Raw genomic sequence first — 20,829 nt, 5'->3', positions numbered from 1 at the left:
GTCTTACCACCTGGCTGTCAGTGCGGCACGCAGGGTCCTGCCAGGCTCATTAACTCTTACGGCTTCGGGGTTGAATGGATCAATATTGGCCCTGCTAACGTGGGGCGCCCAGGTATTGTCGAACAGGTTATCCACTGCCCAGCTGATGCTCAGATAGTCGGCGAGCGGGTGGCTCCCGGACAGGTTCAGCACGCCATAGCCTGGCGAGGTGCCGGGATCCTGGCCGGATTCCAGATCCACCCGGTCCTGTCGGCGGGCCAGCACCCACTCCAGTTCAATGCCATGGCCCATGTGCTGCCAGCCAAGGGTCTGAATAAACTGCACCGGCGGAATCTGCGGCAGGGGTTTGTTTTCGTCACGGTTTTCACCTCGTACCGAGGCCAGACTGCTGTTGGTGCTCCAGGTGCCGTTGCTCCACCCAAGCTGAGCCTCAACACCCATGAGCCGCGCATCGATATTGCGGTAGACGCTGACCTGATCCACATTGCGAGTGCGCAGGACGAAGTCATCCACCTGATTCACCCACACGGCCGGGCGCCAGTGCCAGCCGTTGCTCTGGCCGGGCATCGCCACTTCCACCTTGCGATGCGTCTCAGGATCGAGCGAAGGGTTGCCTACCCAGCGTCTTGCCGGATCCATGTTGTTCCAGCTGGCAATGTAGCGTTCAGTCACGCCCGGGCTGCGGACGCTATGACTTGCCGTAACCACCAGCGACTGGATGGGAGAAAACCGCCAATCGCTGCTCACAAAGCCACTGAAGTTGTCATCGGTCGCATCGGTATTGGTGGTGCCGTAGATCGCCTCGTAGGCATCGGCGGCAGACATGGCCATCATGCCACTACCAAACACCTTGTCGGCGGCTCCAGCGGACATTTCCACGCGATCGTAGCGCACGCCACCACCCAGTTTTAACGCCGGGGTTACCCGGTAGAAGCGCTCAGCGAAGAGGCCGAAACGGTCTCGATCCACGTCGGGCCAGAGTACCGACGTCAGCATATCCAGATTCGCGCCGCCAAACCGTTCGGCGTGCCAGTTATTGGTCTCGACATCCGCACCAATGGCCCAGTCTGTTCTGGCATCCGGACTCTGATCCAGGGTCAGACGGAGGCCCCGGGTTTCGGTCTCGGAATCGGTCAGCATTTTCATCATGGACTCACGGAGACTGAAATTATCCATGATGTGATCAACATCGGCCTGCCAGGCCAGCAGGTTCCAGTTGCCGTTGGCCACGGGCGAGCCCAGCTCCAGTCGCATGATGTCGGTATCGGTTTTCGGCGCATCCATGCCGGAGCCGGCGTATTTCACGTCCCGCTCCTCCTGACGGCTTACCAGGCCTTTGATATAGAACCCGTTATCCGCCTTCCACGCGGCATCGAGGCGGGCCTCCGAGTTCTTGTAGGCGCTGCGCACTTCGTTGCCATCGCCGTCCTCGTAATCGTCCGCCTCGTCGTAACCGCCTGCGAGCCGAAGCCAGGCACTGTCACTCCCCACTGCGGTACTGCCATTGACCAGCTTGCCATTGCCGTTGTCAGCGCCGCCCACCGTCAAATGACCTGTGGTGGCGGAATCATCGAAGGAAGGCGCTGCTGTGGTGGCAATAATCTGGCCACCGGTGATCGGGCCCCAGCGAAGGGTCTGGTTACTGGTGCGCACCTCGAGCAAGGGCGCCAGTGCCGAACTCAGGCGACTGGTTGGGGGATCCATGCGATTCGGGCAGGCCCCTTCAACGCGAATACCGTCCAGAAGCACATCCACCCGCTCCTGGCTTTGACCACGAATCACCGGTTCCAGGCCGCGACCTCCCATTCGGGAGAGCGATACTGACGGATCAGAGGACAAACGTTCAACGGGCTCTGAAGCCAACGTACTCGAGGCCTCTTCTATGCTCTGCCCCTCAGTAACATGAATGACCGGCAAGTCGGGAGAACTCTCCTGGGCCAACACTCCGGCGGGCAAGGAAACCAATCCCGCAGCACACAATCCGATGAAACGCGTTCCAATTACCGTCGCCATACAACCTCATCCTGACCAGCTCTGATAGTTGGCGCCAATCATAAACATCAGCCGGCGCCAGCGCCTGAGACCAAATGCCGCATCCCCTCGGAGGTATTACCGCGTATACCGATGGAAAAAAACGCTAGAATGCCCGCTATGGAATGGCTGACCCACTCACAGACCGGATTTCAACAGACTGCCCGCTATCTGCTGGGCATGCGTCTGGCTATTGTTGCGCTACAGCTGATTTCGATCGCCGTGGCGGAAACCATGGTGCCCCTTGCTCATCGCGCAGAGGCCGTCATTCTGCCCCTGGCGTATGGCGCTATGGCAACCCTGGCCTGGCTCTGGTTTACCCGGCGCCCGCCGCGTTCGACACAGGTAGTCAGTCTGGTGCTGATGATCGATCTGCTCATGATCGGAGCCTGGCTTTACCTGACCGGCGGCTATACCAATCCCCTGGTTTCCCTGTTGCTGCTGCCTATTGCCGTTGCCATTGTGCTGGTGCCGCTGGGCCAGAGTATTGCCGTCACCGTTGCCGGGGTGGCGATCTATACCTCCCTGGTGATCTGGCATACGCCGCTTACCCATGAGCATCACGGTGCCAACCTGGCCCAACTGCATCTTGTCGGTATGTGGGTTACTTTTGCGACGACCGCCGCGATTCTGCTTATGGTTGTGGGAGCGCTGGCCCGCCGTCTACGCCAACAACAGGCCCAACTCGCACAAATACGGGAAACCCGGTTACGGGATGAGCAAATCATCGCCCTGGGACTCTCCGCGGCCGCCGTTGCGCATCGGCTGGGCACACCATTGAACACTTTGACCCTGCTGGTGGAGGAAATGAAATCCACAGTTCCCGAGCGCGGCCCCCTTTCTGACGACCTGTCGTTGATGGAGCAACAACTCGGTTTATGCAGCGGGCATCTTCAGCAACTATCCAGGGCGGCCACCCAGGCCAAGACAGCACAACTGGAAACCCTGACCATCCGGCAGTGGGTCACACGACTGAGAGAATCGGCCACCCTGCTCTGGCCAGGCGCCACTATTGAATGGCGGCAGCCATTAACGGATTGCCCCGTCGCCGTGGATGCGACACTCGATCAGGCTGTACTGAACATACTGGCCAATGCGGTAACCGCCAGCCCGTCCTGGGTCGCCGTTGCTGCCCGGGCGGGCACAGACGGCCGGCTGGAGCTGGTGGTTGAGGACCATGGCGATGGGTTTGAATCAACCCCTGAAGGCTCTCTCGGTGACCAGGTGGTCAATTCGGAAAACGGTCTTGGGGTCGGACTGTTTTTATCCAACGCCACCATCCAGCGCCTCGGGGGCACCCTGAAAGCCCGGGTGAGCTCCGAGGGCACAACCATGATTATTGATCTGCCAATCGCAGCAAACAGAACCAACGGAAGGGGAGAATAAGCATGAGCGAACAGGGGGCCTGGCTGCTTATTGATGACGACGATGCCTTCCTGCAGGTGCTTCAGCGCTCACTCAGCCGTCACGGTGTAGACTCCCGGCTTGCCCACAGCCATCAGGAGGCGAAAGCGGCTCTGGCGGACACACACGTTGCCCGGTGCGTACTGGATCTGAACCTGGCAGGCGAAAGCGGCCTGCAGCTTCTGCCAGAGCTTCTGGACATGCATCCGGATCTGGAAATACTGGTGCTCACCGGTTACGGCAGTATCGCCACGGCGGTCGAAGCCATGCGCCGTGGCGCAGTGAACTATCTGTGCAAACCGGTAACGGTCAACCAGCTGCTGGCCGGATTCGAGCCGATTGATGAACCACCGGATCTCCGGGCGGAGCCGCCCTCGGTCGAGGAAATGGAGTGGGAGCACATCCAGCGAGTTCTCAACGAAAACGAGGGCAACGTCTCTGCCACCGCCCGCGCCCTGAACATGCATCGACGTACACTGCAACGAAAGCTCCAGAAGCACTCGCGCTGGCGCTGACCTATACCCATAGGTATTTGGCGCAAAACTGACATTTATCAATTCACCTAGACCATTTACCCATGGTTTTTCAGGGCTATTCCGGTAGCATGCCCTGACATTTGCGACAGGTCTCACAGGGAGGAGAGTTCGTAAATTTACACACCGGAGTACACGTTACTGACTCTCATGCCCAGATCCCCCACGACGATTACACCACCCTCAGACATCGACCCCAAGCGCCTGGCCATGGTTGCGGCGGTTACGCCCAATTTTCTGGTGATGCTGGATGATGCCGGCCGCATTGAATGGGTTAACCCCAGCTTTGAGGAACACACGGGGTATCAGCTTGAGGAGGTGCGCGGATGCCTCCCAAAGGAAGTGCTTTACGGGCCGGACACCGACCCCGAAACCATCAAGCGCATTAACCAGAAGCTGCACCGGGCCGAAATCATTGAAGAAGACATTCTTCACTACACCAAAGCCGGACAGCCCTACTGGGTGCATACCTATTGCGTTCCGATAGGTACAGAGCAGGGCGTTGACCCCGGTTATATCGCCATTCAGAACAACATCTCCGACAGGAAGAACAGCGAGCGGGGCCTGCGGATCGCGGCCAGCGTGTTCGACCGCAGCCACGAAGCCATCCTGATCACCGACCAGTCAAACCGGATCCTGGATGTGAATCCCGCGTTTTCGCGGATTACCGGCTATAGCCGGCAGGAGGTTCTGGGCCTGAACCCGGCGATTCTCAGCTCCGGCCGACATTCCGGGGAATACTACCGGTCCATGTGGCGCACCATCGAGAAAACCGACCACTGGCGGGGCGAAATCTGGAATCGTCGGAAAAACGGTGAAGAGTTTGTGGAACTGCTGTCCATCAGCCGCGTGCATCTGGAAGAACCCGGGCAGTATTACCATGTGGCGGCCTTCTCGGACATCACCGCACTCAAGAACCATGCGCGCGAACTCGACCGGGCGGCCAACTACGACGATCTGACCGGCCTGCCCAACCGCCAGTTGCTGGAAGAGCGACTGCGCACAGCCCGCAGCCACGCCGACCGGCAACATCGCAGCGTGTCGGTGTGCTATCTGGACCTCGACGGCTTCAAGGGTATCAATGACAAATGGGGGCAATCGGCCGGTGACCAGACCCTGCGCACCCTGGCCGAGCGACTGGCCCGTGCGCTGCGCAGCGGCGACACCGTTGCCCGGATCGGTGGCGACGAATTTGTCCTCCTGCTGCAGGGCGATGACAACCACGAAGCGGTTTACCAGCGCATTCTGGCCACCGTCGGCGATCCGGTAACGGTGGGCGATCAGAATGTTTCACTCACGGCAAGCCTCGGCATTACCCGCTACCCGGAGGATGGATCGGACGCCGAAGGTCTGATTCGGCATGCCGATCAGGCCATGTACTCCGCCAAGGAAAAAGGCCGCAACCAGTATCACTTGTTCGATCCTGGCCTGGACGAGCATCGCCGGAACCGGCGCAATCAGTTGATGGAAATCTCCAGGGCCCTGGAAAACGAGGAATTCGAGCTGTTTTTCCAGCCCCAGATCCGTGTCACGGATTGCGAGCTTTTCGGTTTTGAGGCGCTGATCCGCTGGAACCACCCCCAGAAAGGGCTGGTTTCACCGGGCGAATTTCTGCCGATTGTCGAGAACAGTCACCTGGAAGTACCACTGGGACAGTGGGTATTGAAAGAAGCCATTCACCAGATGAACGCCTGGAAGGAAGCGGGAGAGAATCTGGCGATCAGCATTAACATCAGCGCTCCGCACCTGATGGACCGCTCATTTGCAGACTACCTGGAGAGTTACCTGCACAGTCACCCGGAGGTGGCACCCGGCCAGATCACGCTGGAGGTTCTTGAATCGACTGCACTGGAGGACACCCAGCGGGCAAGCAACGTTCTGGCGCGCTGCCAGAGCCTCGGTCTTCAGGTGGCGCTGGACGATTTTGGCACCGGTTTCTCATCCCTGACCTACCTGCGTACGCTTCCGGTGGACATCATCAAGATCGACCAGAGTTTTGTTCGCAACATGCTTGAGGATGCCGGCGACCGCGCCATCGTGGAGAGCGTGATCTTCCTGGCCCAACGGTTCGCCCACCCGGTACTGGCCGAAGGCGTTGAAACCATGGAACACGCCCGGAAACTGAGGCAGATGGGATGCAATTTCGTGCAGGGCTACGGGATCGCCCGTCCCATGCCGGCAACCGAGGTGCTGGGCTGGGCACGGAAGTGGCAGCTTAAAGCCCGTTCCAGCAAGGCCGGCGACCTGCTTAGCACCGTCGTCGCCAGTGGCAAGGGCCTCTGAGCCGGAGAGCTCTACCGGTAGCGTCTCTGGTCCAGCGTGGTCAACCGGTCCGGATGGAAGACCATAAGACCGGTCACAAAGGTGCCGTTTACGAACCCCTCGGGAATCATGAACAACGGCAGGTAACGGATGTACTCATGCACCAGTTGGTCAAACGTATAGACCCCACTGGTCCATAGCATGAGGCACATGACACCACCGGCGGCTGCCACGGAAATGCCGGCGCCGAAGAACCCGCAGAAGAAGATATAGGCAAAGAAATTCCGGAAATCCCGACGGCGCTCCCAAAGCATGATGCCGTGGCTGACAATGGCAGGCACCATCACCGTAATGAGCCCGTTGGCCGCAAACATGATCAGGGGCTCTCTTCCGGTGATGACCGTGATCACCAGCGCCAGCAATCCCGCCAGCACCGCAAGCGCCCACCCCAGCATCAGCGTTATTACCGTGATACCGAAAATGTGGATAGCCAGGCCGGGAGAAATGCCCGCCCTCAGCTGCCAGACGAATCCGAGCACCACGGCCGCGCCGAAGAACGAATGCTGAAGCGCGTTGTCCTTTCGCAATGCCAACCAGTCAATGGAACGCACCGCCCGGACAAGAATTACCAGAAAAAGCAGCAGCGTGATAATCCACTGGCTGGTGGATAGCAGATTTTCAGTCATGCCCATAGTGAACGTACCGCAGTAACTGGGTCGGGTATGACATCTTAGCGGCTCGCCCCACCCCCGGTGCAAGCGAGCCCGGATAGATCAGGCGACCTGTCTCTCGTGCTTGCCAAGGTCGGTGAGGCGCTGCCAGGCTTCAAAGGTGCTGAGAAAAACCTCGCCACCCAGGTGGGAAAGCAGTTCCGTGCCTTTCAATTTGTCCATGACGGGGCCTTTCACTTCCGCCAGATGCAACCTCACTCCTGCATCCTTCATACGCTCGTTAATCGCCTCCAGACTTTCAAGGGCCGAGGCGTCCACCAGATTCACGGCCGGACACATCAGCACCAGATCCTTAAGCTCTGGTTCCCGTATCATCAGGTCCATAACCGTTTCCTCAAGGAAACGTGCATTGGCAAAGTACAGGCTCTCATCCACCCTAAGGAAGGTTACCTTCGGGCACAGCTCCACGTCATGACGAAGCACGTTGCGGAAGTGCTCGGTTCCCGGTACGCGCCCAACCACCGCGCTGTGGGGGCGGCTGGTTCGATACAGGAACAGGCCGATGGACAGCGCCACCCCGGCGATAATGCCGGCCTCGACACTGTGCACCAGGGTCAGCACGATAGTGGCGAGCATGGCGCCAAAATCAGTGCGGGAATAGCGCCAGGTGCGGGCAAGGGCGGGCAGATCGATCAACGTGGCCACCGCCACAATAATGGTCGCTGCGAGGGTCGCCTGGGGCAGATACGCGATGGCCGGTGTCAGGAACAGCGTTGCCATGGCAATACCGACCGCAGCATAGGCACCTGCCGCCGGGGTCTCAGCCCCCGCGTCAAAGTTGACCACGGAACGGGAGAAACCACCGGTGACCGGCATACCGCCGGAAAAACCCGCGCCCAGGTTGGCAGTACCCAGGCCAATCAGCTCCTGGTCCGGGTCGATACGCTGGCGACGTTTGGCCGCCAACGTCTGGCCAACGGATACCGACTCCACGAAACCCACGACGCTGATCAGCAGAGCGCTGACCGCGAGCTGTTGCCACAACCCCATGTCCAGGCTGGGCATGGTGAAATCGGGCAGTCCCCGGGGCACATCCCCGACCAGACGCACACCCTGGCCATCAAGCTGGAAATGCCAGGCCACCAGGGTGGTGACCAGAACCGCCAGAATCGGCGCGGTTTTGGTGAGAATATCCGCCATTCTCGGGGCCACCCCCATCGCCATAAGAAGCGGCTTCAGGCGTTTACGGGCAAGCATCAGGAAAATCAGCGCTCCGGCACCGACCCCCAACGTTGCCAGGTTGGTGTCACCGATGGATCCCAAAAGGGAGTGAGCAATCTCCAGAAGGTTGTGACCCGAGGCCTGGATTCCGAAGATATGCTTCAGCTGACTGGCGGCAATCACAATGCCGGAGGCCGTGATAAAGCCGGAAATCACCGGATGGCTGAGAAAATTGGCCAGGAAACCCAGCCTGAGGACACCCATCAGGGTCAGCATCAACCCAGACATGACCGCCAGCAAAACGGCACCGGCCACGTATTCCGGTGTACCGGCCTCCGCAAGTGGTGCCAGGGCCGCTGCAGTCATCAGGGAAGCCACAGCAACCGGCCCCACCGACAGTGTTCGGCTGGTGCCGAAGACAGCGTAAATAACCAGGGGCAGGATACTGGCGTACAAGCCCACCTGGGCAGGCAACCCGGCCAGCAAGGCATAGGCCAGCGACTGGGGGATGAGCATGACGGTAACGATGATCGCGGCCACCAGATCACTGGTGGCCTGTTCCCGGCCATATTTTGGGGCCCAATCCAGAATGGGCAGATAGCGTTTAAGATTCATCGGGAATCTCAGAACAGGTTAACCGGTACTTTCAGGTAAACCTGACCATTGTCTTCAGCCGGAGGCATATGGCCTGCCCGCATGTTGACCTGGACCGAAGGCAGAATCAGCCGCGGCATATCCAGGGTCGCGTCCCGTTCGGTCCGCATTTTTACGAACTCTTCCTCGGAAACGCCTTCATGGACATGAATGTTCGCTTCCCGCTGCTCTGCCACCGTTGTCATATGCTGATATTCATCACGGCCGGGCGCCTTGTAATCGTGGCACAGGAAGATCCGGGTTTCCGCGGGCAGAGACAGTACCTTCTGGATAGACTGGTACAAGATGCGGGCATCGCCACCCGGGAAATCACAGCGGGCGGTGCCGAAATCCGGCATAAACAGAGTGTCACCCACGAAGGCGGCATCGCCGACCACGTAGGTCAGACAGGCCGGAGTGTGCCCCGGGGTATGCAATACACGCCCCTCAAGACCACCGATGGCGAATGTGTCGCCCTCTTTGAACAACTGATCAAACTGGCTGCCGTCGCGCTGGAATTCGGTGCCGGCGTTAAACGCCTTGCCAAATATTTCCTGTACGTCTCGGATGTGCGCACCAATGCCGGTCTTGCCGCCCAGCTTCTCATGCAGGTAAGGCGCGGCCGACAGGTGATCCGCGTGTACGTGGGTCTCCAGAATCCACTCGACCTTCAGATCGTTGCTGCGGATGTACTCGATAATCTCGTCTGCAGAACGCACGTCGGTGGTGCCAGCGGCGTAATCAAAATCCAGGACCGAATCGAGAATGGCACAGGCCTGGCTGTCCGGGTCGCGCACCACGTAACTGAAGGTATTGGTGGGTTCATCAAAAAAATGCTGAACGATCGGGTTGCTCATGGCAGTCACCTCTGGAAGATCCAAATATTCATTTTAATCTAAGGATATACTATTTGGTAATATGAGGTGAAATGATCTTTTTTTATATGCGCAATGTTCCTGATACATCAACAAGGCAGTCCCGCCCCGCCTGCTTGGCCAGATAAAGCCGGTCATCCGCCCCGGCGATCAAGGCATCGGGAGTGGCCGGCTGGTCGACGAACTCTTCGATCCCCGCCACACCCGCACTGACGGTCACCGGAATGTCCTCGTCATTGAACACAAACCTTTCCTCGTGCACAGCTTCAAGAATTCGCTGCACAAGCTGCCTCACGTCCCCGTGTTCCAGGGCGCTGAAAACGACAATGAACTCTTCGCCACCGAAACGGGCAACCACATCCATGGAGCGGGTCTGGCTAACCAGGATGTCAGCAAAGCGCTGGAGGATATAATCGCCCCCGAGGTGTCCGATGGAGTCATTGATCTTCTTGAAGTGATCGATGTCGAAAATCGCCAGGGCGAAACGTTCTCCCCGACGGTTACTCCGGCCCAGCATTTCATCCAGCCTTGGCATCAGGTAGCGACGATTGTGCAGGCCGGTCAGCGGATCGCGAATGGACTGGTTAAGCAGCTCTTCTTCCAGCCGATTGCGCTCCAGGGCCCCCGACAAGAGGCCCGAGACTATGATCAACAGGTCGGCCTGATCCAGGCGCCAGGACCGTCGGTACAGGGAGTCAACGCCAAAGAATCCCGTGACCCGCCCGCGCACCCGGATAGGCACACAAAACATGGAAGACACCCCCTGTTCCTGAAGCAGAGCCCGCTCGGGTGCAGCTTCCCGGGGCAGACGGTCGACATCTTCAATAAACACTACCCGGCTGCCGCTGATCATCCCCTCGATCTGTTCCTGCCACCAGTGGAAATCCTCGATAGATACCTTCTGCTGGGTATCGATCAGGGCACGGACGCCGTCCCTGCACCACTCATGGGTATTGGACATCACGGAGTAGTCGTCGGTAAAGCAGTACAGGTAGGCCCGGTCGACCTGAAAAAACAGTCCGATGGATTTCAGAAGCTCATCAATGCACTGATCAATAGTGCCAAAACCCAGGTTGATGAATTCGGTGGAAAGGCGGGCAATCAGGCGCTGGAAGCCGGCCTGGAAGGAAAATTCGGCCTCGCTCTCGCGCAGGCTCTGTTCGAGGTTCTTGTAATGCTGGATGTTGTGAAACTGGCCGTACCAGATCGTACTGCCATCGGACTGGCGTTCCGGTTCGGACTGCACCTCGAACCATTCATACTCACCATTTCGCAATCTGAGTCGGCCCCGGTAACGCCAGGAGGCCAGCTTAAGCGCGGATTCCGCGATACTCTCAACGATCACATCGGCATCGTCGGGATGGATCAATGAAAATACGGCATCGGCATTTTCATTCAGAACCGCAGGGTCAATACCAAACAGTGTCTGAACCTGATTACTGACAAAAGGGTACCGATGCGACTCTTTGTCGGCACTAAGCCAATAAATGAACAGGACCCCCGGTACCCCTGAGGCCAGCTTCTGAAAGAACCGGGCAGACATTTCGTTTTGCTGCCCGTTACTGGATCCTGTTGCCATGGACCGCACGCCCCCTGACGGCCGTTTCATCCCTTCTAGAAAGAAGTGTAGCCTACCTCAACAGGAACGAGGGCATCGAAGTGTCAGAGGGCTTTAAGGCGACTCCTGGCTTCTTCCCGCCGACCGGCATCAGCGACGTCGCGGCCTGCCCTGTCGGGTGCTTCGAGGACTTTCTGCAGATAACTCCGGGCCCGTTCCGGCTCGCCCTGGTCCAGCAGAAAATCGCCAAAGAAGAAATTGGCATCCATGCCATCAGGATTGATCGCCAATGCTTTCTGCAAATACTGACGGGCCTTGTCGTCATCACCGAAGCCAAGTGGCCAGCCAGGGACCTGGTAATAGAGGCTGCCAAGGGATGTGTAAGCCGAGCCATCCAGCGCATCGGGATCGATCGCCAGAGCCGCTTCCAGTGATTTCCGGGCTTCCTTGACCAGGCCCAGGGCACCCAGACCACCTTTGGCACCGGCGTAGGTGCTCAACACAATACCCTGCCAGATCAGCGGCTCTGCCCGGTCCGGATAATGGGCAACAAACTTTTCCGCCTCGCCCGCCAGGCCCTCGAAGGCTTTCTCTTTTTCGCCCTCCGGCACCTGGTACTGGATCTCGGCCCAGCGATGCTGGATGTCAGCCAACTCGGTCTCCAACGCAGCCGCCCATAGTGGCTGGGCAGCCAGACACAAGACCATCAACAAAACACGTTTCATGACAACACTCCCGGATTCAGAAACCGCCGGATCACCGGCAATTGCTTCAGCATCGCCTTATCGACAATTTTGGGCAGAATGCCGTTGATGACCACGAACAACTTCTCGGGCCAGCCCAGAAAACGCCGGCGATCGTCATTTTCCATGGCCGCCAGAATCTGCGCCGCCACCGCTTCAGGTGCGTCCATCGCGTTGCCGAGTGCCCGGTTCAGCTCGTTCACGGCCTCCGGATTCATGTCCGTGGCAGTGGCGCGGGGGGCCACATAGATCACCTGAACCGGGGTATCGGCCAGTTCCCTGCGCAGAGCTTCGCTGAAACCGCGCAGGCCAAACTTGCTGGCGCAGTATGCGGTGTAACCTGGGAAACCGATGCTGCCAAAGGTGGACCCCACGAACACCAGCGCTCCCTGCTCGGCTTTTTCAAATCTTGGTGCAAAATGCCTGGCGACAATCATCGCTGACCGGAGATTGACGGCAATCTGGGCGTCCAGTTCATTGACTGTCATATTGCCCAGGCTGGCAAAGCAGTTCTGGCCGGCACAGTGGATAACGCCATCAATATCCGGATAGGCATCGCCCAGGCGAACCAGTTGCTGGTCGAGGTCCGGCGCCGCGAGATCCAGATGCACAAGCGAGACACCTTCCCGATGCTCAAGCTTTTCAGGGTGCCGGGAAGCGATAATCACGCGAGCACCTGCCCTGACCAACGGCTCCACGAGCGCCTTTCCTATACCGCCGGTGCCACCCAGAAGCAGGAACACCCGATCATGCAGCCTCATGGCGCCGCTCCTTGCGATTCTCGGGCACGGGAATGCTGTGCAGCATGTCGCCGTAAAGCCGGTAGACCATACGGGCCGACTCGATAATGGCCTGCTGATCATCCGGATCGGTGATTTCGTTCATCAGGTTCCGGAAGAACTCGAAATGCTCCTGGTCCAGAGCACCATGGGAGTAGAGGTAGCTGAACGCTTCTTTAGGCAGGCCAAGTTGTTTCTGGATGGCTTCACCGAGCGGCGTCGCCAACTCGATCGACGTTCCCTCAAGCACCTGAACCATGCCGAAAAAGGCGGCCGGGTTACCGCGGTTAATGCGGTCATAAAGGTAGGCGACCATCAACTCGATAGAGGTATCCGGGCTGCCATGACGGATGGCCTCCTTGTCCTCTCCGCAGGCCGCCAGATCGTTGAGGATCCACTCATGGTGGCCATACTCTTCCTCGATGTATTCCACCAGCGCCTTGCGTACAAATTCCAGACGCTCTGGCAAACGGCCACCGCAGGCCATCATCAGGGGCACGGTGTGTTTCACGTGGTGATACGCCTGGGTGAGAAACCAGGTATAGCCATTCAGGTCAAACCGGCCCTCGCGGATGGCCTCAATAACAGGCGCACCGGTTACGTGGGCGCGGGCTTGTGCAGTTTCGGACTGCAGTCGATCGAAAAATGCCATGAAAGATCCTCCTGGCGGGTTTGAAAGTTCAGAATTGGATATCGAAAGGTTCATGAAAATCGGAAATGCGCCGGCCAGCAGCGTTGGCAGATCCGCCTGAATCTGTTGGCGAACAGGCCGTCCATTTGCGGTCAGATAGCCCTCAGCCTGGCTCAATGGCTGACGGCGGATATAGACACCGGACAAACGAGCGTAGTCCGGCAAATTGTTGTTCAGAGCGTCCAGCTGGGAGCGCAACGCATCGGGTGAGCGGCCATCCTGCACCACCACTAGGGCAGAAGGGCGGGGGTCGCCATCACCAAACACCACCGCCTGGCGCGCACCGATCGCCTGGACGAGTTCACTCTCCAGCCATTCCGGGCTGATGTTGCGGCCGAAGCTGGTGATCAGAAGGTTCTTCGCGCGACCACTGACCGACAGGAATCCCTCGGAATCCCGAGAACCCAGGTCACCGGTATCCAGCCACTCATCCCCTGCCGGTTCATCGCCCAGGTAACCCAGGTGGGTGTTCCCGGCCACCAGAATGTGTCCGCGGTCATCCACCCGTACCCGAACATGGGAGAGCGGTTTACCCACCGCACCTTCGCGTTCGGTTCCGGGCACGTTCAATGCCACCACTGAACTGCATTCGGAAAGCCCATAGCCCTCATAGAGCGGCAGGCAGGCCGCGCGACCTCTGGCAAGCAGGTCAGACGAAACCCGTCCGCCACCAACCGCCAGAAACCGGAAAGAATCACTGTCCAGATGTTGCTGTTCGGCCGCAGACACCAGCGCCAAAGCCAGTTCCGGCACCAGAATCAGGGACTGCGGCTGGTGTTTGTTGATGCCCTGCACCAGCCGGCCGATGTCCAGTCCACTGCTTCCGGTCATGCCCAGATCCTGCAGTGGTGCGACCATCACCGTACTGCCCAAAAGCAATGGCAGATAAACCCCGGCAATGTTCTCCAGCAGTGTGGCCAATGGCAAAATGCACAGATGCCGCTCAAGATCGACGCCCTCAAGACGCTCCTGCAACGCCAGCGTGGTGGCCGTCATCTGGGCCACCGACAGACAGACGCCCTTTGGGTTGCCTGTGCTGCCGGACGTAAAGGTTATCTTCGCGGTCTGCTCCGGCATCCAGGCGCCTGCAGCCGTAACCGGCAGATGCCTTAGCCAGACACCATGGCCAAGGTGCTCACCGCCATCGCTTGCGCCCCCTGACAACAGGCAATCAAGGCCAGCCCGTTCAGTCAGGTGTTCCGTCTGGGTCCGTGAAAAAAACACCGGCACGGGTACACACACCACGCCGGCAATCAAACAGGCCAGATCCGCAAGAATCCACGCCACGGAGTTGTCGCCACACAAGCCGGCCCGTCGCACACCAAGGCGGGTCAACTGGTCGGCCAGAGCCTCGGCCGCCTGCATCATCTGAGCGTAAGTAAAGGCCGATTCCGGCCCCTGGAGCGCCGTTTGTGAGGAGTGGTTGGCCGCCTGGCGTTGCAGAAGTTCAGGCAATGTGACCATAGGAACCTCCTACCATCGCGTTTTCCCCGGCGGCTTCGGTCTCAACGGGCTGAATCAACCTGAGCAAACCGGCGGTCCGCAGTGCCGACATGCCATCGGCGACACGGATGGCCATCACCACCGGATGATGGTCGTAATAACGCCCCCAACCGGCACCGCCATCGGGCAACCTGGCGGGATCGGCATCCGCCAGGACCTGAGTGGCAATGCCCAGGCGGTGAAAACTGTTGCGCAGCTGATCCGTGCCGGTGCACACCACCCAGTCATAGCCGGCCCCATCCAGCCACACCGACAACGAGGCAAACAGGAAACGGCTGACGCCGGCTTCAACGCCTGCCAGATGGGCAATTTCCGCGATCCGATGTCGCTCGACACCCGCAACCGGCATCACCGATTCCACCGGCACCGACAGATAATCCTCCAGGAACAGTTTTTCCAGCGCGGCGTTACGAACACCGACCGCGGCAAGAAGACTGCCCTGAGCCGTAGTCAGGGCAAGCAATGCCGGTATGCGCAGAGAGGGTTCGGCGCCATAGGCATGCAGGAAGCGCCGACGGATAAAATCCGCGACCGTCCCGGCCATTGCCGTCTCGGGACGGATCTCGTTAAACCAGCGACCGGCACAACGGATGACCGGAACCACCTCCCCGGAGTCCGGGGGACAACATGTGGACATCATCAGCGGGTCTGTCATATGGGCTCTCCAGTTTTCGCTCCCCGTGGGCGCTTTGATCACGACTCCCAGATTGGGAGCAAAGCCTTAAAACAGGCTTAAGGACGGCGGGGAGAAACCTTAAGGCCGGCTTAAGGTTTTTCAGAGGGCGCGGTTAAGGCTTGCTTAAGAATGGCCCGGTAACGTGCCGGCCATCATTCGGATTCTTCCGATAACGCCCGGGTTCTGAAGTGAGGCTGTATGAGATTCCCGTTTTTGCGGTCAACCGGCTGGGGCAGATTGCCAAGATTCCTGCTGGCCGGTGGTGTCGCCACCCTGCTGCATTGGCTGACCATGCTGGTCTTGATCGGTTGGGGACTGAACGCCGTTCTCGCAACCGCCACCGGTGCCACGGCTGGATTGTTGGCAAATTATGTTGGCCAGCATCGCTATGCTTTTTGTTCCAACCTGCCCCACAAAATCGCCTTCCCTCGATATCTCACCGGGGCTGCATTGGGCTGGGCCCTCAATCTCACGGGCTTTTCGCTACTCCTGGTTGCGGGTCTCAGCGTCGCCCCCTCGCAAATAATCACGACCGGCCTGGTTGCCTTTGCCAACTATCTCTTTGCACAGAGGTTTGTTTTCCATGAAGAACAGACAATCAACGTTCAGTAATCCGATGCTGAGCATCATTATCCCGGTTCACAACGAAGCCGATGTGATTCCGACACTGTTGAAACGGCTAGGGCTGGTCTGCCGCCAACTGCCGGGCCAGGTTGAGCTGCTGTTCGTGGACGATGGCAGCCGGGACGACTCTGTTGCACAGCTGCTGCGGGCCAGGGACCGTTTCTCCGGAATCCGGGTCGTTCAGCTCTCCCGGAACTTTGGCAAGGAAGCGGCCGTTACCGCGGGCCTCGAGAGTGCCCGTGGCGATGCCGTGGTATTGATGGACGCCGATCTCCAGGACCCCCCGGAGTTGATCCCGAGGATGGTTCAGGCATGGCAGCAGGGGGCAGACGTCGTGCTGATGAAGCGGCGATCCAGGGCCGGTGAAAGCTGGCTGAAACGCACCACTGCGAGCATTTTCTATCGTCTGATCAACCACATAAGTGACGCATCGATACCGGTGGATACTGGCGACTTCCGACTGATGAGCCGGCGCACCGTGGAGGCCCTCAACCGGTTACCCGAGCGCAACCGCTACCTGAAAGGCATGTTCGCGTGGGTTGGCATGCCAACAGTCACTCTCGAATTTGACCGCGATCCACGCCTGGCAGGCAAAACCAAGTGGAACTATCTGAAACTCATGCACCTGGCGATGGAAGGGATTACCTCGTTCTCCACGCGCCCCCTGCGGATTGCCCTGATCCTCGGCCTCTTTGCGGCCGGCGCCGGAGGCCTTTTCGGCACCTGGGAAGTTATCCGGGCACTGGTTTTCGGCGTATCAACACCGGGTTACGCCTCCATGATTGCCATGATCACGTTCCTTTCAGGGGTTCAACTGCTATGCGTTGGCCTGTTGGGGGAGTACGTCGGTCGGATCTACATGGAGACCAAACAGCGCCCGGTGTTTATTGTTGCGGAAGACAGCGACGACATTGCCCAGCCGGTTCTCACCCAACTGCGAGTAGCCGGAAATGACCAGAAACATTAACACCCTGTTCTGGCTCCTGTTTGCAGTGCTTGCCGCACGGCTCGGACTGGCGGCGATACTGCCGCTGGCAGACACTACCGAACCGCGCTATGCCGAAATTGCCCGCATAATGGCCTACACCGGAGACTGGATAACCCCATGGTTCGACTACGGAGTGCCGTTCTGGGGCAAGCCACCTCTGTCGTTCTGGGCTCAGGCACTGTCATTCAAATTGCTGGGTGTTTCTGAATTCGCGGGCAGACTGCCCTCTTGGCTGGCCAATGTCATTATCGTCTATCTGGTCTTCACCCTGCGTCGTTACCTGCATCCCGAACGCGACAGCGAAGCGGCAACGTCGGCCGGCCTCTGGGCCGCCCTGATTTACGCCACCACGGCCCTGGGCTTCCTGACGGCGGGCACGGTGATGACCGATTCGTTCCTTGCCCTCGGCTCAACGCTGGTGCTGACCAGTCTTGTGGTTCGTCTTCAGGGCGGCCCCATGGTGTGGGGCTGGCTCTTCTTTATCGGCCTTGCCATCGGCCTGCTCGCCAAGGGTCCGCTGATTCTGGTTCTGACCGGGCTGCCGGTTTTTCTCTGGGTTGCGATAACCGGACGCTGGCTGGTCCTGTGGCAGCAACTGCCCTGGTTACGCGGTTCACTTTTGATGTTAGCAATTGCAGCCCCCTGGTATGTCCTTGCCGAGCTCAAGACACCCGGATTTCTCGATTACTTCATCGTGGGAGAGCACATCAAACGATTCCTGGTCAGTAGCTGGCAGGGCGATCTGTATGGCAACGCACACGAGTTTACCCGGGGCACCATCTGGCTGTACCTGGTGGCCGCGAGTTTCCCCTGGGGCCTGATCGCCATTGTGGCCTTTGGGGTAAGCCACTGGCGCCACCAACCTGCACAACAGCACTGGCAACCGGTTGAGAAAGGCGTGAGCGGGCTGGTTCTGGCGTCCGCACTGAGCCCTGCCATCTTTTTCACCCTCTCCGGCAACATTCTCTGGACCTACGTGCTTCCCGGCTTGCCGTTTCTTGCCGTGCTGGCATCCAGCCTCTGGCAGAAGGAACTTTCCGGTCGGATGCCGGCCTCCAGCCTGGCCGCGGTGCTGACAATCCCCATGATGGGGATCGCCGCCGCAGGCTGGCTTACCCTGCACCCGGAGCAACTGAAAACCGAGCGGGACCTCGTCGCGCAAGTCGAACAAATCCCCGGCATGAGCGCAGACAATCTGTTTTACCTGGGCAAGGCCCCGTTCTCGGCACGCTTCTACAGCCGTGGCGATGCTCATGCTATTGCCCAGGAAGACGTTATCGATCGCATTGAATCGGGCAACCTGCAGGAACCCATGGCTCTGGCTGTAGAGAAGGGCAACACCGTAATGATCAGGCGCCTTGAAGACCTCACCAGACCGATTGAGGAAAACCGTCGCTACCGGCTTTTCCTGTTGGAGCCATCCTCGGGAAATACCGCGAACAGCTTCCAGGAAAAAAGCAAAACCGGCGGTATCGATTACAATGCATCCAACGATCACCCGCTTAGCTGAAAACCAACCGGATTCCTGCTGTATGCGAATATTGCTGATTGAAGACGATCATCTGCTGGCCAACACCATGCTGGGTATGTTGCGCGACGAGCAGAATACCGTTGACTGGCTGGACGACGGCCAGCAGGCGCTCAATGCACTCCTGAACGACAGCTTCGATCTGGCCATCCTGGATCTGACGCTGCCCCGTGTGGACGGGCTGGATATCGTGAAAAAGGTACGCAGCCAGGGTATAGAGACACCGGTAATCATCCTCACCGCGCGCGGCGATCTGGACGAGAAACTTCAAGGCCTCAATGCGGGTGCTGACGACTACCTGACCAAGCCCTTCGCCATGGCGGAACTGAAAGCCCGAATTCGGGCCGTTACGCGACGCGGAGCCGGTGTCCGGACGGGCGGTCTGCAGGTGGGCAGGCTGACTCTGGATCCAGACTCAGGCCAGCTCAAGCTGGGGACCGAAACGGCGTCCCTTCCGCGCAGCGAATTCCAGATTCTGTACTATCTGATGCGCCACCCCGACCAGGTGGCGACCCGCCGTCGGCTGGAAGAGCAGCTGTATGGCTGGGAGCAAGGCGCAGAGAGCAATGCCCTTGAGGTGCATGTCCATCATTTGCGCCGGCGCGTTGGCAAACAGACCATCCGCACCGTCCGTGGCGTTGGCTACATGCTGGACAGCAAGGCCGCTGGGGAGGTTTCTCCCGAATGAGCCTGACCCGAAAACTGATCCTTCTGATCACCAGCACGGTGTTCTTCATCACCCTGATTGCTGCCGGCTGGGGCTTCTACGTCAGCGACCATCAACTGGAAGAGCTTTTCGATGCGGAGCTGGCCCAGAGCACCCGCATTGTCCAGGGCCTGGTTGAGCATCTCTCTTCCACACAATCGATGGAACAGATCAGTCATACCCTGGAAAAGACGCTACAACTGCCAGACGGCGTATATCAGGGAGACGAGGAGGAGAATGAAATCCTGCCCGGCGGCGCGGGCCACAAATACGAACGGAAGCTGGCCTTTGAGGTCTGGTCGCCGGACCGGGAGCCGATTCTGGATACCCTGCGTGCCAACGATTCGCAGGGTCTGGAGCGTGGCTTCGGCTGGCAGGAAGTGGCGGGATATCAATGGCGAACCTTCACCCTTGAAGATCCGGCGACCGGTTTCTGGATCCGCACGGCCCAGCGTGAAGATGTCCGGGACGAACTCAGCCAGGAAATCGCTCTCGGCAACGTACTGCCTTTCCTGATCGTGCTGCCCGTGCTGGCTCTGGCAGTTCTGGTTTCGATCCAGGTGGGCTTCCAGCCATTGAGAAAGCTCGAGAAGCCCGTACGCAACATGGCCCCGGAAAATATCCACCCCCTGGACGACCGACAGGCGCCCAAGGAAGTCGCCGGTCTGGTGCAGGCGGTGAACGGCCTGCTCAGACGCCTCAACCAGGCCTTGGAACGGGAAAGGCGGTTTTCTGCCGATGCTGCCCACGAGCTGAGGACACCACTGACGGCCCTGCGCCTGAATCTGGAAAAAGTCTACGAGAACGACCCGGAGCAATACGGCGATCTGATCCAGTCCGTGGACCGCATGGTTCATCTGGTTGAGCAGATGCTGCTGCTCAACCGCGTCGACTCCGGTGCCGATTTCACCCCGGAATACCACAACCTGTCTGCCATCGTGGAACAGAGTATTGCCGATGTGGCACCGCTGGCCCTGAAAAAGGACATCGACCCCGTGCTGCAGGACGATGCCGGTCAGGCCCTGGTCTCATGCCACAGTGCCTTGATCAACACCCTCATGCGCTCCCTGCTGGCGAACGCCATCCAGTACAGCCCCGAACATACAAGCATCGAAACGCACCTCACACCTTCCGGCGAGGGATACCACATAACCGTGTGCGACCAGGGCCCCGGCATCCCCGCCGAAGCACGTGAGCGGGCTTTGAGCCGTTTTGTCCGGCTGGACCAGCGACTCGGAGGTGGCGCGGGTCTCGGGCTGGCCATCGCCAGGCGCATCGCGGAACTTCATGGTGGCCAGCTCACCCTGGGCGACCGGCCGGATGGCAACTCGGGCCTGTGCGTCAGCATCTGGCTCCCGGCCCGTGCCACCTCTCGTCTCAAGAAGGTTTAAGGTTGTTTTAAG

At 59.1% G+C, this 20,829-nt stretch carries 17 protein-coding genes; 8 read left to right on the top strand and 9 right to left on the bottom strand.

Features of this window, described 5'->3' with window-relative positions; genetic code table 11:
• Nucleotides 1–3 precede the first annotated feature (3 nt).
• Nucleotides 4–2,013 carry a TonB-dependent receptor domain-containing protein gene (locus J3362_RS14040; RefSeq protein ID WP_349520473.1) on the bottom strand — a complete coding sequence of 670 codons (2,010 nt, stop codon included), beginning with the start codon at nt 2,011–2,013 and terminating at the stop codon, nt 4–6.
• A gap of 138 nt (nt 2,014–2,151) precedes the next feature.
• Here J3362_RS14040 and J3362_RS14035 point away from each other — a divergent pair, with 138 nt between their 5' ends.
• The 3 genes from J3362_RS14035 (at nt 2,152) to J3362_RS14025 (ending at nt 6,251) form a co-directional block, all read left to right on the top strand.
• Nucleotides 2,152–3,417, top strand: coding sequence for a sensor histidine kinase (locus J3362_RS14035; protein ID WP_349520961.1), 1,266 nt, complete (start codon nt 2,152–2,154; stop codon nt 3,415–3,417).
• Nucleotides 3,418–3,419: 2 nt separating this feature from the next.
• Nucleotides 3,420–3,950: a response regulator transcription factor gene (locus tag J3362_RS14030; RefSeq protein WP_349520472.1), complete on the top strand. Its 531-nt coding sequence runs from the start codon at nt 3,420–3,422 to the stop codon at nt 3,948–3,950.
• A 168-nt stretch (nt 3,951–4,118) separates the two neighbouring features.
• Nucleotides 4,119–6,251: an EAL domain-containing protein gene (locus J3362_RS14025; protein WP_349520471.1), complete on the top strand. Its 2,133-nt coding sequence runs from the start codon at nt 4,119–4,121 to the stop codon at nt 6,249–6,251.
• A gap of 11 nt (nt 6,252–6,262) precedes the next feature.
• On the opposite strand, the gene J3362_RS14020 is transcribed toward J3362_RS14025, so the two are convergent.
• The 8 genes from J3362_RS14020 to J3362_RS13985 form a co-directional block, all read right to left on the bottom strand.
• On the bottom strand, nt 6,263–6,922 hold the full coding sequence (locus J3362_RS14020; protein ID WP_349520470.1) for an energy-coupling factor ABC transporter permease: 660 nt from the start codon (nt 6,920–6,922) through the stop codon (nt 6,263–6,265).
• Nucleotides 6,923–7,003: 81 nt separating this feature from the next.
• Nucleotides 7,004–8,737 (bottom strand): SulP family inorganic anion transporter, encoded by a 1,734-nt coding sequence (locus J3362_RS14015; protein ID WP_349520468.1) that lies wholly within the window; start codon nt 8,735–8,737, stop codon nt 7,004–7,006.
• An 8-nt stretch (nt 8,738–8,745) separates the two neighbouring features.
• Complete coding sequence (locus J3362_RS14010; RefSeq protein ID WP_088558417.1) at nt 8,746–9,612, bottom strand: MBL fold metallo-hydrolase; 867 nt, start codon at nt 9,610–9,612, stop codon at nt 8,746–8,748.
• An 82-nt stretch (nt 9,613–9,694) separates the two neighbouring features.
• Nucleotides 9,695–11,209 (bottom strand): sensor domain-containing diguanylate cyclase, encoded by a 1,515-nt coding sequence (locus tag J3362_RS14005; RefSeq protein ID WP_349520466.1) that lies wholly within the window; start codon nt 11,207–11,209, stop codon nt 9,695–9,697.
• 83 nt (nt 11,210–11,292) lie between these two features.
• Nucleotides 11,293–11,913, bottom strand: coding sequence for a tetratricopeptide repeat protein (locus tag J3362_RS14000; protein WP_349520464.1), 621 nt, complete (start codon nt 11,911–11,913; stop codon nt 11,293–11,295).
• Nucleotides 11,910–12,692 (bottom strand): SDR family oxidoreductase, encoded by a 783-nt coding sequence (locus J3362_RS13995; RefSeq protein WP_008177113.1) that lies wholly within the window; start codon nt 12,690–12,692, stop codon nt 11,910–11,912. The genes J3362_RS14000 and J3362_RS13995 overlap by 4 nt, the downstream gene beginning before the upstream one ends.
• A complete protein-coding gene (locus J3362_RS13990; RefSeq protein ID WP_349520463.1) occupies nt 12,679–14,865 on the bottom strand; it encodes an AMP-binding protein in 2,187 nt (728 codons plus the stop codon). Before J3362_RS13990 ends, J3362_RS13995 begins: the two co-directional genes overlap by 14 nt.
• Nucleotides 14,849–15,559 (bottom strand): thermostable hemolysin, encoded by a 711-nt coding sequence (locus tag J3362_RS13985; RefSeq protein WP_349520462.1) that lies wholly within the window; start codon nt 15,557–15,559, stop codon nt 14,849–14,851. Before J3362_RS13985 ends, J3362_RS13990 begins: the two co-directional genes overlap by 17 nt.
• A 219-nt stretch (nt 15,560–15,778) precedes the next feature.
• Here J3362_RS13985 and J3362_RS13980 point away from each other — a divergent pair, with 219 nt between their 5' ends.
• Genes J3362_RS13980 through J3362_RS13960 form a run of 5 tightly spaced genes read left to right on the top strand, consistent with a single transcriptional unit; the run spans nt 15,779 to nt 20,817 of the window.
• Nucleotides 15,779–16,192 (top strand): GtrA family protein, encoded by a 414-nt coding sequence (locus J3362_RS13980; protein WP_349520460.1) that lies wholly within the window; start codon nt 15,779–15,781, stop codon nt 16,190–16,192.
• Nucleotides 16,164–17,171 carry a glycosyltransferase family 2 protein gene (locus tag J3362_RS13975; RefSeq protein WP_349520459.1) on the top strand — a complete coding sequence of 336 codons (1,008 nt, stop codon included), beginning with the start codon at nt 16,164–16,166 and terminating at the stop codon, nt 17,169–17,171. The genes J3362_RS13980 and J3362_RS13975 overlap by 29 nt, the downstream gene beginning before the upstream one ends.
• Nucleotides 17,155–18,702 (top strand): ArnT family glycosyltransferase, encoded by a 1,548-nt coding sequence (locus J3362_RS13970; RefSeq protein ID WP_349520457.1) that lies wholly within the window; start codon nt 17,155–17,157, stop codon nt 18,700–18,702. The genes J3362_RS13975 and J3362_RS13970 overlap by 17 nt, the downstream gene beginning before the upstream one ends.
• 22 nt (nt 18,703–18,724) lie before the next feature.
• Nucleotides 18,725–19,408: a response regulator transcription factor gene (locus J3362_RS13965; protein WP_349520455.1), complete on the top strand. Its 684-nt coding sequence runs from the start codon at nt 18,725–18,727 to the stop codon at nt 19,406–19,408.
• A complete protein-coding gene (locus tag J3362_RS13960; RefSeq protein ID WP_062783236.1) occupies nt 19,405–20,817 on the top strand; it encodes an ATP-binding protein in 1,413 nt (470 codons plus the stop codon). Before J3362_RS13965 ends, J3362_RS13960 begins: the two co-directional genes overlap by 4 nt.
• Nucleotides 20,818–20,829: the final 12 nt, after the last annotated feature.

The sequence above is a fragment of the Marinobacter sp. NFXS11 genome (assembly GCF_040148675.1).
In the GTDB taxonomy this organism is placed as follows: domain Bacteria; phylum Pseudomonadota; class Gammaproteobacteria; order Pseudomonadales; family Oleiphilaceae; genus Marinobacter.
The sequence above is the reverse complement of the archived record's forward strand: the minus strand, read 5'-3'. Positions and strand labels throughout refer to the sequence as shown.